At 29.8% G+C, this 17,175-nt stretch carries 11 protein-coding genes, 3 tRNA genes and 1 other annotated feature; all 14 genes read right to left on the bottom strand.

Features of this window, described 5'->3' with window-relative positions:
• Positions 1 to 623: 623 nt before the first annotated feature.
• The 14 genes from murD to spoIIE all read right to left on the bottom strand — a co-directional run bounded on the left by murD (position 624) and on the right by spoIIE (position 16,771).
• The gene (murD, locus tag I2E98_RS14585) at positions 624 to 1,997 is read right to left on the bottom strand and encodes a UDP-N-acetylmuramoyl-L-alanine--D-glutamate ligase (protein WP_243251211.1); all 1,374 of its coding nucleotides are present in this window, start codon (positions 1,995 to 1,997) and stop codon (positions 624 to 626) included.
• 168 nt (positions 1,998 to 2,165) lie between these two features.
• Positions 2,166 to 3,557 carry a glycine--tRNA ligase gene (locus I2E98_RS14590; RefSeq protein ID WP_195469612.1) on the bottom strand — a complete coding sequence of 464 codons (1,392 nt, stop codon included), beginning with the start codon at positions 3,555 to 3,557 and terminating at the stop codon, positions 2,166 to 2,168.
• Positions 3,558 to 3,605: 48 nt separating this feature from the next.
• Positions 3,606 to 3,771 (bottom strand) — a binding site (T-box leader).
• A gap of 186 nt (positions 3,772 to 3,957) precedes the next feature.
• Positions 3,958 to 4,032 (bottom strand) — tRNA-Asn (locus tag I2E98_RS14595).
• 27 nt (positions 4,033 to 4,059) lie between these two features.
• Positions 4,060 to 4,134 (bottom strand) — tRNA-Asn (locus I2E98_RS14600).
• Positions 4,135 to 4,161: 27 nt separating this feature from the next.
• Positions 4,162 to 4,236, bottom strand: a tRNA-Asn gene (locus I2E98_RS14605).
• Positions 4,237 to 4,454: 218 nt separating this feature from the next.
• Positions 4,455 to 5,960, bottom strand: a complete 1,506-nt coding sequence (lysS, locus tag I2E98_RS14610; protein ID WP_195469613.1) for a lysine--tRNA ligase — start codon at positions 5,958 to 5,960, stop codon at positions 4,455 to 4,457.
• A 15-nt stretch (positions 5,961 to 5,975) separates the two neighbouring features.
• Complete coding sequence (gene greA / locus I2E98_RS14615; protein ID WP_195469614.1) at positions 5,976 to 6,458, bottom strand: transcription elongation factor GreA; 483 nt, start codon at positions 6,456 to 6,458, stop codon at positions 5,976 to 5,978.
• A gap of 170 nt (positions 6,459 to 6,628) precedes the next feature.
• Complete coding sequence (gene dusB / locus I2E98_RS14620; protein ID WP_195469615.1) at positions 6,629 to 7,609, bottom strand: tRNA dihydrouridine synthase DusB; 981 nt, start codon at positions 7,607 to 7,609, stop codon at positions 6,629 to 6,631.
• 4 nt (positions 7,610 to 7,613) lie between these two features.
• A complete protein-coding gene (locus I2E98_RS14625; RefSeq protein WP_195469616.1) occupies positions 7,614 to 8,393 on the bottom strand; it encodes a type III pantothenate kinase in 780 nt (259 codons plus the stop codon).
• A gap of 130 nt (positions 8,394 to 8,523) precedes the next feature.
• Complete coding sequence (locus tag I2E98_RS14630) at positions 8,524 to 10,194, bottom strand: formate--tetrahydrofolate ligase (protein WP_195469617.1); 1,671 nt, start codon at positions 10,192 to 10,194, stop codon at positions 8,524 to 8,526.
• Positions 10,195 to 10,395: 201 nt separating this feature from the next.
• Positions 10,396 to 12,198: an ATP-dependent zinc metalloprotease FtsH gene (gene ftsH / locus I2E98_RS14635; protein WP_195469618.1), complete on the bottom strand. Its 1,803-nt coding sequence runs from the start codon at positions 12,196 to 12,198 to the stop codon at positions 10,396 to 10,398.
• A gap of 49 nt (positions 12,199 to 12,247) precedes the next feature.
• A complete protein-coding gene (gene hpt / locus I2E98_RS14640; protein WP_195469619.1) occupies positions 12,248 to 12,787 on the bottom strand; it encodes a hypoxanthine phosphoribosyltransferase in 540 nt (179 codons plus the stop codon).
• Positions 12,788 to 12,791: 4 nt separating this feature from the next.
• Positions 12,792 to 14,189 (bottom strand): tRNA lysidine(34) synthetase TilS, encoded by a 1,398-nt coding sequence (gene tilS, locus I2E98_RS14645; protein WP_195469620.1) that lies wholly within the window; start codon positions 14,187 to 14,189, stop codon positions 12,792 to 12,794.
• A 197-nt stretch (positions 14,190 to 14,386) separates the two neighbouring features.
• On the bottom strand, positions 14,387 to 16,771 hold the full coding sequence (spoIIE, locus tag I2E98_RS14650) for a stage II sporulation protein E (protein ID WP_195469621.1): 2,385 nt from the start codon (positions 16,769 to 16,771) through the stop codon (positions 14,387 to 14,389).
• Between the last annotated feature and the right edge of the window lie 404 nt (positions 16,772 to 17,175).

The following is a 17,175-nucleotide window of genomic DNA, read 5'->3' on the forward strand; positions in this document are numbered from 1 at the left end:
GTGTTAGGCACGCCGCCAGCGTTCGTCCTGAGCCAGGATCAAACTCTCACTAAAAAGTTTAATCATTTGCTCAAATTACTTTGAGTCTTTATTTTTTAAGACTCTCAAAAGAATTGCTGGTTACTTAATTTATATTCTGTTCAATTTTCAAAGATCATTTCGCAATCAACTTGACTGCTTATTCATAATATCATTTATCTTTTTGGTTGTCAACACTTTTTTTTAAAACTTTTTTAAGTTTATTTTGTGTTGTTAACCCACCGTCTTTCTTCAAACTTGTTATTTGCTCCCGACGACGTGTTTTATATTAACATGTTTAATAATGTGAAAACAAATATTTTATTCTATTTTATAAATTTTATTCTATTATTTCTCCTTTTTTCTCTTTTTTTCTCTTTTTTTCTTATAGTGATACTCTAGGATATGTTGATACCTTTTTTAGCAAAAAACTCTCAATTTTCCACTAAAAATATATTAATTACATATATTCGAATCAACTAATAGCTTCTTTCTTTACATAAACAATTTCAATAAAAACCTAAATATCCAAACAAAAAAAGAAGCAAGATCAAAACCTTACTTCTTTTTTTGTTAATATTTAATTTAAAAAATCATCATTTTTTCTATAAACTATTTATTATTTCCTTAAATCTATTCCCTCTTACTGCAAAATTAGGGAACATATCAAATGACGCACACGCTGGTGATAAAGTTACAACATCTCCATCTTGCGCTATTTCTTTTGCTTTATTAACAGCTTCCTCTAAAGAATCTACCATAATAATTGGAACATTTATATTTTTCTCTAATTTTAATTTCTCAAAAGCTTCTTTTATTAAATATTTAGTATCCCCTAAAAGTATCAATTCTTTTATATAAGGATATCCTTCTTCAGCTAAAGGCTCAAATGGTATATGTTTATCATAACCACCTGCTATTAATATTACTTTTCTTTCAAAAGCAAATAAACCAGCAAGAGTTCTAGTTGGACTAGATGCAATAGAGTCATTATAATACTTTACGCCATCAATTTCTCTTACTAACTCACATCTATGTTCAACTCCAGCAAAACTTTCCGCAACCTTTTTCATAGTTTCAATTGTTACATCATCTTTAGTCGCCGTAAAAGCAGCTAAATAATTCTCTACATTATGCATACCTTTAATAACTATATCATCTTTTTTACAAACTGCATTTCCATCCAGATATAATACGCCTTCATTAAAGTATGCTCCATGATTAAGTATTCTCTTTGAAGAAAATTCTCTTATTTCTGCTTTTGATTCTCTCTCAAATCCATAAGTTATATCATTTTCTCTATTTAAAACTAAAACATTATCACTACTTTGATATAAGAATATATTTTTCTTTGCATCTATATACTCTTGCATATCTTTGTGCATATCTAAATGATTTGGTGCTAAATTCGTAACAACAGCTACTTCAACTGGCAAATTCATAGTCATAAGTTGAAAACTTGATAACTCTAAAACCACCATATGATCCTCTTCTATTTCTTCTATATTAGAAAATAGAGGTGTTCCTATATTCCCCCCTACCCAAGTTTTATATCCTTGAGCTTCTAATAATTTAGATATTATGGTTGTGGTTGTAGTTTTACCATCTGATCCTGTTATTCCATAAATCTTGCCTTTACAATATCTAACGAACTCTTCCATCTCAGATGTTATATAAGCTCCTTCTTGCTTTGCTCTTATTAAAGCATCACAATCTATTCTCATTGAAGGTGTTTTAAATATAACTTCAAATCCAGTTAATTTATCTAAATAACCTTCTCCTAACTCTAATTTAACTCCCTTTGATTTAAAGTTAGTGGCAATATCACCTAATTGTTCTTCATTCTTCATATCAAAAGCAGTTACTCTTGCACCTAATTTAACTAGAAAGTTTATTAACGGTATATTACTTACACCTATTCCTACAACAGCAACTTCTTTGCCATTAATAAATTTTTTAAAATCACAAAAATCTTTCATTAATTGCCTCCATACATATATTTTACATTTTAATTTATTATCCATTCTCTCCAAATATATAAATAATTATATCATTATAAATTCGTATATTCTATTAATAAAAGAGGTTGACTTAAAATCAACTGTCAACCTCTTTAGTTAAATATATTTTATTATCGCTTTTAAATCTTAAAACTCTAAGCTCTTAGCTATAAAGTCATTTAATTCTTCTATTTTAACTCTTTCTTGAGTCATTGAATCTCTATGTCTTATAGTAACACATCCATCATTTTCAGTTTCAAAATCAACTGTTATACAGAATGGTGTTCCTATTTCATCTTGTCTTCTATATCTCTTACCAATACTTCCTGTCTCATCATATTCAATATTGAAGTTCTTAGCTAACATTGAATATACCTCATCAGCTTTTTCTGATAATTTCTTAGATAATGGTAATACAGCAGCTTTATATGGAGCTAGTGCTGGATGTAAATGCATAACTGTTCTTACATCTCCACCCTCTAGTTCCTCTTCATCATAAGCATCAACTAAAAATGCTAATGCAACTCTATCAGCACCTAATGATGGTTCTATACAATATGGTATATATTTTTCATTAGTTGTTGGATCTAGATATGTCATATCTGTTCCTGAATGTTCAGCATGCTTCTTTAAGTCATAATCTGTTCTATCAGCTATTCCCCAAAGTTCTCCCCAACCAAATGGGAATAAATATTCTATATCTGATGTAGCATTTGAATAGAATGATAATTCTTCTTCACCGTGATCTCTCATTCTTAGAGATTCGGCATTAACTCCTAAGTTTAATAAGAAGTTCCAGCAATAATCTTTCCAATATCCAAACCATTCTAAATCTGTACCTGGTTTACAGAAGAACTCTAATTCCATTTGTTCGAACTCTCTTGTTCTGAAAGTAAAGTTTCCTGGAGTAATTTCATTTCTGAAAGACTTACCAATTTGAGCTATACCGAATGGTACTTTCTTTCTTGAAGTTCTTTGAACTGATTTGAAATTAACAAATATACCTTGTGCTGTTTCTGGTCTTAAATATACTGTACTAGCTGAATCTTCAGTTATTCCTTGGAATGTCTTAAACATTAAGTTAAACTTTCTTATATCAGTATAGTTCATTTTTCCACACTTAGGACAAACAATATTGTTCTTAGTTATGTATTCCATTAACTCTTCATTAGTCCATCCATCAGCACAAGCAACTTCTACACCAGTTTCAGTCATATGGTCTTCAACTAACTTATCAGCTCTAAATCTTGATTTACATTCTTTACAATCCATTAAAGGATCTGAGAATCCACCAACGTGCCCTGATGCAACCCAAACTTCCGGATTCATTAATATTGCACAATCTACTCCTACATTATAAGGACTTTCTTGAACAAACTTTTTCCACCAAGCCTTTTTAACATTATTTTTAAATTCTACTCCTAACGGACCGTAATCCCATGAGTTAGCAAGTCCTCCGTATATTTCTGATCCTGGGAATATAAAACCTCTGCTTTTACATAAAGCAACGATTTTATCCATAGTCTTTTCTACTGCCATTTTTAATCCTCCTAAATATTTTTTATAATAAAAAAAGCCTTATAACCATAAAGGGACGAAAATAAATTCCGCGGTTCCACCCTTCTTGGCTAAAGCCCAACTTTCTAAATTAACACTCAAAAGCTCCCTTCGTTTTAACTTCCTAATGATTTTCACCTACCATCATCTCTCTAAAAAGAATATTAAAACTACTTTTCTTTCTCAACATGTTTATTAAATTTTATATATATTAATTTTATCAAATGCCCTTTATATGTCAAGCTAAATTACAATGTGTTTTTCATTATCTTTTCATATAACATAAAAGTAATTTTCTCTTATCTTGTTTATATATTTATAAAAAAAGAGTTTTGTATCAACAGACATTATCTGCTCCTACAAAACTCTTTTAAAATAAAAATGGCTCCGCGAAGAGGACTCGAACCTCCAGCCTATCGGTTAACAGCCGAGTGCTCCACCATTGAGCTATCGCGGAATATTATTGCAACAATGAAATTTAAAGTGGCTCCGCGAAGAGGACTCGAACCTCCAGCCTATCGGTTAACAGCCGAGTGCTCCACCATTGAGCTATCGCGGAATATTATTGCAGCAATGAAATTTAAAATGGCTCCGCGAAGAGGACTCGAACCTCCAGCCTATCGGTTAACAGCCGAGTGCTCCACCATTGAGCTATCGCGGAATGTCATTGCATAATTTATTATATCAGCTTTTATATAAAATGCAACACTTTTTTTCTATTTTTTTTATTTTTTATTTATTATTTCTTTTTATAAGACAAAAATTCATTACAAAGCCTGTAAAATGTATGTTTTATACCTAATTTAACCCCATTAAATTCATCTCTTAACTACACTTTATTTAAGTAATAATAAAAAAACCACCTTTCGGTGGTTTTAATTAGTTTTGTGGTTTCATTGTTGGGAATAATATAACGTCTCTTATTGATGCTGAATCAGTTAAGAACATTACTAATCTATCTATTCCTATTCCTAATCCACCTGTTGGTGGCATACCTGTTTCTAATGCGCTCATGAACTCTTCATCTATCATATAAGCTTCATCATCACCAAGTTCTCTTTCCTTTTCTTGTTGAGCGAATCTTTCTCTTTGAACGATTGGATCATTTAATTCAGAATATGCATTACATAATTCTCTACCAAATACAAATCCTTCAAATCTTTCAGTAAACATTTCGTCTCCTCTCTTCTTCTTTGTAAGAGGTGAAATTTCTACTGGGTAATCTATAATAAATGTTGGTTGAATCATATGCTCTTCACAGAATTCTTCATATAATGCATTTAATACTTCACCCTTAGTTACAGTATTTAATGGTTTTGGGAACTCTAAGTGCTTTTCTTTAGCTATAGCTTGAGCTTCTTCATTAGATGAAATCTCTTTGAAATCTACTCCTGCATACTCTTTAACAGCATCAACCATAGTAATTCTTCTCCATGGTGGCATAAAATCAATTTCAGTTCCTTGATAAGTAACCTTAGTAGTTCCATTAACTTTCTTACATACTTCAGCTACCATATTTTCTGTTAATTCCATCATATCATTATAATCAGCAAATGCTTGATATAACTCTATCATAGTAAATTCAGGATTATGTCTTACTGACATACCTTCATTTCTGAAAGTTCTTCCTAATTCATAAACTTTTTCAAATCCAGCAACAATACATCTCTTTAAGTATAACTCTGGAGCTATTCTTAAGAACATATCTAAATCTAATGTATTGTGATGAGTTATAAATGGTCTAGCAGAAGCTCCACCAGCTATAGTAGCAAGCATTGGAGTTTCAACTTCTAAGAATCCTCTATTGTCTAGGAATTCTCTTATTCCTTTTATTATTTGACTTCTCTTCATGAAAGTAGTTTTAACTTCTGGATTAGTTATGATATCTACTTCCCTTTGTCTATATCTTAAATCAGGATCCTTTAATCCATGCCATTTTTCTGGAAGTGGTTTTAAAGCCTTACATATTAATTCTAAAGTTTTAGCCTTAACAGATATTTCTCCTGTTTTAGTCTTAAATACTTCACCAGTACAAGCAACCCAATCACCTAAATCATTAGTCTTGTATTGTTTTAAAGCCTCTTCTCCAACTTCATCAATCTTTATGAATAATTGAATTTTTCCATCTCTATCATGTATATCAGAGAAAACAACTTTTCCTTGTCCTCTCTTAGACATAATTCTACCAGCAACAGTAACTTCTTTACCTTCTAAAGTTTCAAAGTTATCTTTAACTTGTTGTGAACTATGTGTTCTATTAACTTTATATACATCAAAAGGATCCTTTCCCTCTTGTTGTAATTGAACTAGCTTCTCTCTTCTTAATCTTTCTTGTTCATTGAATTGTGACTCTAGTTCTTGCATGTTCATTTCTTCAGTTGACATTCACTATACCTCCAATTAGTCTCTTCTTATTTCTAAGATTTCAAACTTACTTACTCCACTTGGAACTGCAACTTCTACTACATCTCCAACTTTCTTTCCTATTAACGCACTACCTACTGGTGATTCATTTGATATTTTAAAATTCATTGGATCTGCTTCTGCTGAACCAACTATTGTATATTCAACTTCTTCATCAAATTCGTAATCCATAACTTTAACTATTGATCCTACTGAAACCTTATCTTTTGGAATTTCACTTTCATCAACAACTACAGCATTTTTTAACATGTTCTCTAATTGAATTATTCTTCCTTCAGTAAAGGCTTGGTCGTTTTTAGCTTCATCATACTCAGAATTTTCACTTAAATCCCCATATCCTAAAGCTACTTTTATTTTCTCTGTAATCTCTTTTCTTTTTACTGTTTTTAAGTATTCTAATTCCTCTTCAAGTTTTTTAACACCTTCGTAAGTCATTATAAATTTTTTTGATTGACTCATATCTTTCTCCCCTTCAAAGCTTAACCGTATTCATATATTAAATACAAAAGCTTAGTAATCTTAAAATCATTTTAAATATTATAAATCAGGCTATTTCATCTGTCAATAAAATAACTAAGTATTTTAAACACTCCTATATTACTATATTATTAATAATAGATAATACATCTCTATAAGCATAAATCTCTTAATTCTTCTTTGTAGCTTTGTAATATACTAATCACTTCTTGTGTTGTAGATAAGCCATTTACCACATTTCTAATTTCACTACTTTTTGGCAATCCTTTTAGATACCATGATGTATGCTTTCTCATTTCTCTAACAGCTTTAAACTCACCGTCATATTTAATTGCTAACTCATAATGTCTTAAGCACATATTAATCTTTTCTTCTGCACTAATAGGCAATATTTCTTTACCATTTAGTACTCTTTCTATTTGATTAAATATCCATGGATTCCCCATACTTCCTCTTGCAATCATTATTGCATCACAGTCAGTTATTTCTTTCATTCTTAAAGCATCTTCTGGTGTAAATACATCTCCATTGCCTATAACAGGAATTGAAACAGCTTTCTTTACTTTACCTATTATATCCCAATCTGCCTTACCTTCATACATTTGCTTTTTAGTTCTTCCATGAATAGCAATTGCATCTGCTCCTGAATACTCCATAATCTTTGCAAATTCTACTGCATTAATATTATCATCATCATATCCTTTTCTAAATTTAACTGTAACTGGCTTATTTGAAACTTGCTTTATTTCGCTTACTATTTCTCCAGCCAATTTAGGATTTAACATTAATGCTGATCCTTCACCATTTTTTGTTATCTTAGGTGCTGGGCATCCCATATTAATGTCTAAAATACATATATCGTCCATTCTATTAAAATGACTTTGTACTACTTCAGCCATTATTTTAGGATCATTCCCAAAAATTTGAGCTGCTACTGGTTTTTCTTCATCAGCTATTCTTAGAAGTGCTTGTGTATTTTCACTACCATAATATAATGCTTTCGCACTTACCATTTCAGTATAAACTAATCCACATCCCATTTCTTTGCATAATCCTCTAAAAGAAATATCAGTAACTCCTGCCATAGGTGCTAAGAAAACACTTTTTTCAAAATTAAGGTTTCCTATTTTCATTTATTTACTCCTTATTTTTATCATATATTATTCTTAACCCCTCTAATGTTAAGCTAGAATCAACTTTATCTATTACCTTTGTTGACTTTGCTATTAAATTAGCTAATCCTCCCGTTGCAATTACATATGGATTTTCAAGCCCCATTGCAACCATTTCACTCTTTATTTTATTAACTATATATTCTACTTGCCCTATATATCCATACAATATACCAGCTTGCATACTTGAAACTGTATTTTTACATATTATACTTTTTGGTAATTCTAACTCTACCCTTGGTAGTTTTGCTGCTCTTTCAACTAAAGCATCTGAAGATATTCTTACACCCGGACAAATACATCCACCTAAATAATTACCACCTTCAGTGACTGCACAATAAGTAGTAGCTGTACCAAAATCAATAATTATTACGTCTCTTCTATATATTTCATGAGCAGCAACTGCATTTACTATTCTATCTGCTCCTACTTCCTTAGGGTTATCATACTTAATATTTATACCTGTTTTCACTCCCGGTCCAACGATTATAGGGTCTATATTAAAACTCTTTTTCATCATATTCTCTAAAGAATGCATTATATTAGGTACAACAGAAGATATTATTATTCCTTTAACTTCTTTTGGATTTAAATCATTTTGATTGAATAACTGTATCATTTGTATCCCATATTCATCTGAAGTTTTTTTGGAATCCGTAGAAATTCTCCAACCAGCTATATAATCATTATCTTTATAAACTCCTATAACTATATTGGTATTCCCCACATCTACCAGTAGAATCATAAACGCACCACCTTAACATAATTAAAGCAGCCCTAAAGCTGCTTTTATCGTAATATTAAACAGTAATTAAAACTAATACTTTAATTTTAACAATTACATACTATTTGTCAAGTGTTGTAAATTTTAAAAATTAAAATAATCCTACAATCTCTCCATTTTCTAGAATATCCATTCTATTAGCTGCTGGAACTTTTGGTAAACCTGGCATTGTCATTATATCTCCAGTTAAAACAACTATAAATCCTGCACCATTTGATACTCTAACTTCTTTAACTGTTATATCAAAATTTTCAGGTCTTCCTAATAGTGCTGGGTTATCTGATAATGAATATTGAGTTTTAGCCATACAAATAGGTAACTTATCTAATTCAAATCTCTCAAGCTCTGCAATTTGTCTACTTGCTGCAGGTGTATATAAAACATTTTTTGCTCCGTATATTTCCTTGGCAATAGTTAAAATTTTATCCTTAATAGTATCTTTCTCATCATATAACACTTTGAAATTAGACTCTTCATTATCTAATACTTCATTTACTATATTAGCTAATTCTAATCCACCTTCTCCACCTTTAGCCCAAACATCACTTAAAGCTACTTTTACTCCTAGCTTTGCACAGAACTCTTTAATGAATTGTATCTCTTCATCAGAATCTGTTACAAACTTATTAATAGCAACTACAACTGGTACATTATACTTCTTCATATTTTCTATTTGCTTCTCTAAATTAACTATTCCTTTAGCTAACGCCTCTACATTTGGTGTATTTAATTCTTCCTTTTTAACCCCTCCATGATGCTTTAAAGCTCTCATGGTAGCAACGATAACTACACAGTTTGGAGTTAAATTACCATATCTACATTTTATATCTAAGAATTTTTCAGCCCCTAAATCAGCACCAAATCCTCCTTCAGTAACAACAACATCACCTAATTTTAATGCCATCTTTGTTGCAACTATAGAATTACAACCATGAGCAATATTTGCAAATGGTCCTCCATGGATTATAGCCGGTGTATTTTCTAAAGTTTGAACTAGATTAGGCTTAACAGCATCTTTCATTAATAATGCCATTGCCCCTTGAACTTCTAATTGCTTTGCATATACTGGATTTCCATCTAAATCATACGCAATTAATATGTTACCCATTCTTTCCTTTAAGTCTGATAAACTTGTAGCTAAACAAAGAATGGCCATTATTTCAGAAGCAACAGTTATCATGAATCCATCTTCTCTTAAGAATCCATTAACTTTGCCTCCCATACCTACAACTATATTTCTTAATGCTCTGTCATTCATATCCATAACTCTTTTAAATATAATTCTTCTTGAATCTATTCTAAGAACATTTCCTTGGTGAATATGATTATCTATAGCAGCACATAATAAATTATTTGCTGTAGTAATAGCATGCATGTCGCCTGTAAAATGTAAATTTATATCTTCCATTGGAACAACTTGCGCATATCCACCACCAGCTGCGCCTCCTTTTACTCCAAATACAGGTCCTAAAGATGGTTCTCTTAAAGCTATTACAGCTTTCTTACCAGTTTTACATAAAGCTTGCCCTAGTCCTACTGTAACTGTAGATTTTCCTTCTCCAGCAGGCGTAGGATTTATCGCCGTGACAAGAACTAATTTTCCATCTTTCTTATTTTTATTATTATTTAGTACATCTAAAGAAATCTTACATTTATATTTTCCGTAAAGTTCTATATCGTCCTCACTTAAATTTAATTTTTCAGCAATCTTTACTATAGGCTCCATTTTTGCCTCTTGTGCTATTTGAATATCACTTTTCATATAATAAACTCCCTTAATATTTTAAATTTTAAATATATCTAATTATATCACCATAAATTTCTTTTTTAAACACAATTCGAACATTTTTATTTATTTAATAATAATAATTCGTGTTTATTGTTAACTATTATTATTTGTTTTAATATTAAATTCGTATTTTAATTAAACTACTAACTAAAAAAGTAGCCTTTCGGCTACTTCTTAGTTTGCATCAAATATCATTTCAAATTCTTTACCATCAATTTTTTCTTTATCTAATAGTTCTTTTGCTACTGCATGAAGCTTATTTATATTTGTCTTTAAAAGTTCTTCAGCTCTTTCATATGCTACTTCAATAAACTTTTTAACTTCTTTATCTATTTCAGCACCAATTTCTTCACTAAAGTTTCTTCCTCTACCAAGATCTCTACCTAAAAATACTTCATTATTATCAGATCCATATGAAATAGTTCCAATTTTCTCACTCATTCCATACTCCATAACCATAGCTCTAGCTATTGAACTTGCTCTGTCAATATCATTTTTAGCACCAGTACTTATATCACCTAAGATTAATTTTTCGGCAACTCTTCCACCTAAAAGTCCTACCATTTCATCTTGTAACTTTTCTTTAGAAGTATAAGCTCTATCTTCTGTAGGCAAGTGCATAGTATAACCACCAGCCATACCTCTTGGTATAATACTTATTTCATGAACTGGATCTGAATGTTTTAAACACTTCATAACCACTGCATGCCCTGCTTCATGATAAGCAGTAAGCTTTCTATCATGTTCACTAATAGTTCTACTCTTCTTTTCTGGACCAGCAATAACTCTAGTTATTGCTTCTTCAAACTCTTCCATTCCTATAGCTTTTTTATTTTTTCTAACAGCTAAAAGTGCAGCTTCATTAGCTAAATTTTCTAAGTCAGCTCCACTAAATCCTGGAGTTCTCTTAGCTAAAACTTCTAAACTTACATCAACTTCTAAAGGTTTCTTATGTGTATGAACTTGTAATACAGCTTCTCTTCCTTTTCTATCTGGTCTTTGAACAACTATTTGTCTATCAAATCTACCTGGTCTTAATAATGCTGGATCAAGTATGTCTGGTCTATTTGTAGCAGCAATCATTATTATACCTTCATTAGCTCCAAATCCATCCATCTCAACTAGTAATTGATTAAGTGTTTGCTCTCTTTCATCATGACCTCCACCAAGGCCAGCACCTCTTTGTCTACCTACAGCATCAATTTCATCTATAAATATTAATGCAGGTGAATTTTTCTTTGCCTGCTCAAATAAATCTCTAACTCTTGATGCCCCAACACCAACAAACATTTCAACAAAATCTGAACCAGAAATACTGAAGAATGGAACTCCAGCTTCTCCTGCAATAGCTTTTGCAAGTAAAGTTTTACCTGTTCCAGGAGGACCTACTAGTAGAACACCTTTTGGTATTCTAGCTCCCATTTCAGTATATCTAGATGGTGCCTTTAAGAAATCAACAATCTCTTCTAGTTCTGCTTTTTCTTCATCCGCTCCAGCAACATCATCAAAAGTTACTCTTTTTGCATCTGGAGACATCATTTTGGCTCTACTTTTTCCAAAGTTCATTACACCCTTTCCACTACTACCACCTTGTGATTGTTGTGTAAAGAAGAAAATAAATACTAAAAACAATATTATTATTAAAACACTCGGTATTATACTAAGCCATACACTGTTGTTAGATGGTGCAACATACTCTATCTTAACATCATTTTTTGCATATTGACTATTTAACATTTCCACCATAGAATCTGGTGCATATACTGTAAAGTTTTTATCATCTCTTGTTTGCCCTGTTACAATCATCTTATCAGGATCTACTTTTATACTTTCAATTTCGTTGTTTATCCATTTTTGTTGGAAATCACTAAATACTATTCTATCAGGACTACTTTCTCCCCTTAAAAGAAATGATGCAGCAAAAAATAATAATATTATAGCTATTATCCATACAGTAGCACTTGAATACTTCTTCATTCAAGGCCCCCCTTTCTTTATATATTTATTTTTAAAATATTAATTTTAATTATTTTTCATAAACTTCTCTTTTTAATACCCCTACAAAAGGTAAGTTTCTATACTTTTCAGCAAAATCAAGTCCATATCCAACTAAAAATTCATCTGGAGTTTCAAATCCAATATACTTACATTCAATATCCACTTTTCTTCTAGATGGCTTTGTTAATAATGATACTATTTCAACTGAATTAGCTTTTCTACCCTTTAAATAGTTTAATAAGTAATCTAATGTAACCCCACTATCAACTATATCTTCTACTATAATAATATCCTTACCAGAAACCTCATGGTCTAAGTCTTTAAGTATTCTAACTACCCCTGTAGTTTCTGATGATGCTCCATAACTGGATACTGCCATAAAATCAATCTCACAAGGTATAGTTATATTTTTAATTATTTCTGCTGCGAATATTACAGAACCTTTTAATACTCCAACAACTAATAAGTCTTTTCCTTTGTAGTCTTCACTAATTCTTGCTGCTAATTCTTTTACCTTAGCATTTATAGCCTCTTCACTAATTAATATTTCTTTTATGTCTTGTAACATGTCATTATTCCTTTCTGTCAAATGTTATTTTTAATATTTTTTTTGTATCTTTTGTTACTTTAAATAATTGAGATGTCTTATATCCCACAATCCATGAAATTTTATCATCAAAACATAAGATAGGAATATTATTTCTATTTTCCCTTGGTATCTTTAAATCAATAAAAATATCCTTAAGCTTTTTACTACCATTCATACCTAAAGGTACAATTTTATCTCCATCTTTTCTGTATCTGATTACAATCTCTTTTTCTATATTATCATAATCAAATAACTTTATTAAGCTATCTTTAGAAAATTCTACCTTATTTTTGTTTTCAATTATTTCAAAACCTATGATATAATTATCAAAAATAATTTTGTTATTAATCTCACTTTTATCTATTCTAATTTCACAATCATCACATAGTTTTTCTTTATGTTTCTCTTTCTTGGTAAAAATAATATCACCATATAAATTTTCACATATTATTTTATTAGTTAGATTTAATTTCTTTCCTGTATTCTTATTTGCTAAATTAACAATTTCATATATGTGCTTCATTTCAAAATTTTGATGCGAATTAGAAATTTCCTTAAATGCTCTTATTATAACCCTAGTTATAATTGAATCCATTTCTTTTTTAAATAATTCTTGTGACACTTTTAATTTTTCACCATAATTTTTACAATATATATTGTAACATTTTTTGGAATATTCTTCTATAAATTCATTATCTTTTTGTAATAATATTGTCATTCTATTAAGTGTATCAATTATATCCTTATTAAAATGTTCCTTCATATACGGTAATATATCTAATCTAACCTTATTTCTACTATAAATTCTTTCATAATTGCTAGCATCTATTCTAGGATTAAGTCTTTTTTCTTCACAATATTCCTCAATCTCCTGTCTGCTTAAGCATAATATAGGCCTAATAATTCCATCTTCTCTTTTTGCTTTTATACCAGTTAATCCTTCTAATCCTGTTCCTCTCATAACTCTCATCAATACAGTTTCCGCTTGATCATTTGCGTTATGGGCTACTGCAATCTTGTTATATCCATATTTAGTCCTTATTTCTTCAAAAGCTTTGTACCTTTCATTTCTTCCAGCTACTTCTAAAGATACATTTGAATCTTTTGCAACATATTCTATATTTATTCTTTTTACATAATGCTTTATTCCTAATTCATCACATAACTTAACTATATATTCTTCATCCTTGTCAGATTCTTCACCTCTTAACATATGATTTATATGAATAGCACCTAAATTTAAATTAAATTTATCTTTTAATTTGTATAATATATGTAATAAGCAAACAGAATCTGGACCTCCAGATAACGCAACCAATATTTGATCACCTTGTTGTATAAGCTCATTTTCTTTTATATAATTTATTACTTTATTTAACACCTGTATTCTCCTATTGTTTTTAATATAACTCTATAATACATTTACATTTTTTTAATGTAAACACAATATGTACTAAGTTCATAATTAAATAAACTTTTTAAATATCAAATAAAAGTGCTCCAATGGAGCACCTTTATAAAGTGTTTCTTTACTAATTATCAATTATACATTCTACTTAAGCATAATTTTAATTCTATTTAACAAGAATAAAGTTTTGAAACAACTATAGTCATATCATCAAGAACTCTTCCATTACATTTTTTCTTCGCTAATTCTAAGATATCTCTAGAAATTAACTCAGGATTATTTTTCTCTCCCTCTAAATAATCTACTATCCAAGAGTAATCTCCAATATTTCCTTTATCTACATCTATAACTCCATCACTTATTGTGACTATTATGTCACCATTTTTCACCTTTTTCTTAATAGGTGTAATATTTATATCATCTACTATTCCAAAAGGTAAAGATGAACTATTAATAACTTCAACTTCAGTTCCTCTTTTAATGAAACTCATACTTGCCCCAACTTTAATAAATTCTATTTCACCAGTATATAAATCTATAGAATTCATATCTAAAGTAGTAAACTTTTCATCTTCACTAAACTTCATTCCCATTATAGAATTTACAGCATTAAGCATAGTTGTTTCACTAAATCCCCCTTCCATAAATTTTTCTATCAACTCTATTGCCGCTTCACTTTCTAAGCCTGCTTCCGGTCCTGAACCCATACCATCACTAACTATAGTTACATACTCTCCAACTTTATTTTGTCCAAAACTATAGCTATCTCCAGAATATTTTTCTCCATCCTTAACATTAAATGATACATATGATGATACATTATATTTATAAGATTCCTCTATAGTTATTGAACATTCGCCTGTTTCCGGATTAATCTTACATCCATCTTCAGCTATACTTAAAGGAGTTCTTACTAATTCACTAATAACAGGAATAATTGACTTTCTACAGTAATTTTCACCATCATAACTATCTATTTTTATTTTTATTTTTAAACGTCCTTTTCTATCTGTATATGAATAAACATTCTCATATCTTATCTGATTCTTTACCAGCGTTTTTCTTAATAATTTATCTATTTCTAAACAACTATCAACATTATTATTAAAATCTCCAAGTATATTCGAAACTGTAGTTGCCATATTATTTATTTGATTTGCAATAACGCTTCTACCCTCTATAAGCCTAGATTTTAATGCCTCATTTACTGTATACGTTGAAAATAATTCTTCAGCACTTTTTAATAATGTGCTTCTTTTCACGCATTTTAGATTTAAGTCTTTAGGTAAATATACTTTTTTACTCTCGCAACTTAACATAAGTTCTCCAAAATCAGAAAAAGTACTGTGAAGCTCTCTTCCCCAACATTTATTATTCATTTCACATTCTTGACATACTCTATCAGCTAAGCTTTCAATCATTGCTGTTCCCTTATTTTTCATAAGTAATTTTTCATTACCAGATAAACTCTCAATAGACGTTGCAACTGCAGTTAAAGATCCTCTTAAAGCTTCTAATCTATCTACAAACTCTAATTTTATTCCCTCAACTTGAGCATCGCTTATTATCTTGCTTTTTTCTTCATTATTAAGCTCTCTTAATATTTCTTTAATAGCTTTTTCAGGAATTAATAGCATAATAATACCTGCTACAACAACTTCTATAATTGATTGAATTGTTATATTTCCTGTATAAGTTAATATCATAAATAATGATATTAAATAAGCTAAAACAGAAAATATCTTTCCCGTTTCCTTAAATACGCCTACGATTAGTCCACAGATACCATACATTGTAGTTGCAATTAATAAATCATTGTTAGCAATTCCTATTATTATTCCCATTGTTATACCTAATATCGAACCTGTATTACTTCCAGATGCATATGCTGTTGTAATGACCATTGCCAATGCTATTATTGTTCTTATTTCAACCCCAAATATAGCAAAATTACCTATTCCAGCTATAACTAAACAACTTAATATAGCTATACTAATTAATTCTTCTGTAGAATAGAAATAATTAGTATTTATTTCTTGCATACATCCAATAGCATAATTAAGTATATAAAATACAGGTATTATAACTATCGCTTTTGCCAAAGAAAAAACTAAATTTATTTCAAAACTTTGCTCTCCAATTAATAAACCTACAGCTAATGATGTTATAATAATAGATAAAAATGCAATTCCATTCCTAAACTCCTTATGTAAAGTGTTACAGGCAATTTTACATAATAATATTACTGTTGATAAAGAAATATAAAGTATAATATCTATTTTCTTACTTCCTCCAGTTAAATAACCAATTAGAACTGCTGCAAAAATTAAAATCATCTTTTTTATATCACTTTTTTTAGATATAGATAAAAAATATCCTATTCCAAATGGAGCTAGATATAATCCTTCTACAAATCCAAATCCAACTCTACTAAGCATAGCTCCTGAAGCTATAGTTAATAACATTCCAAATATTCCATTTTCAAAGTTTAATTTCTTTTTCTCTTTTTCACTATCTACCCTTCTATAACTAGGCACCTCAATACCATAATCCATACTTATCATTCTCCTCATAAAATTCCTAATAAAATAATATCATTTTTATAATTAGAGTTATGTCAATTAATGTTTATTACTTTTTTATTTCGTAAGACACAGTTCCTTTTTTTTCCAAATAAAACTTTATTATTTTCTTTTTAGAAACTTTAATCATTGTGTTTAAGTGCAAACACAAGTTTTTATAGAGGTATTTTAAATAATTAGTTTGTACATTTTGTCGTAAAAGAAAAACAATTTTATATATTACTTTAGTAATAAAATTAAAGTCTCTTTAATATACTTATTTTTTACGTAAAAAAAGAGATACAAATCACTTTGTATCTCTTTGGTGCTGAAGACCGGAATCGAACCGGTACGGTATCGCTACCGCAGGATTTTAAGTCCTGTGCGTCTGCCTGTTC

The sequence above is a fragment of the Clostridium sp. D43t1_170807_H7 genome, assembly GCF_015555905.1.
GTDB lineage: Bacteria > Bacillota > Clostridia > Clostridiales > Clostridiaceae > Clostridium.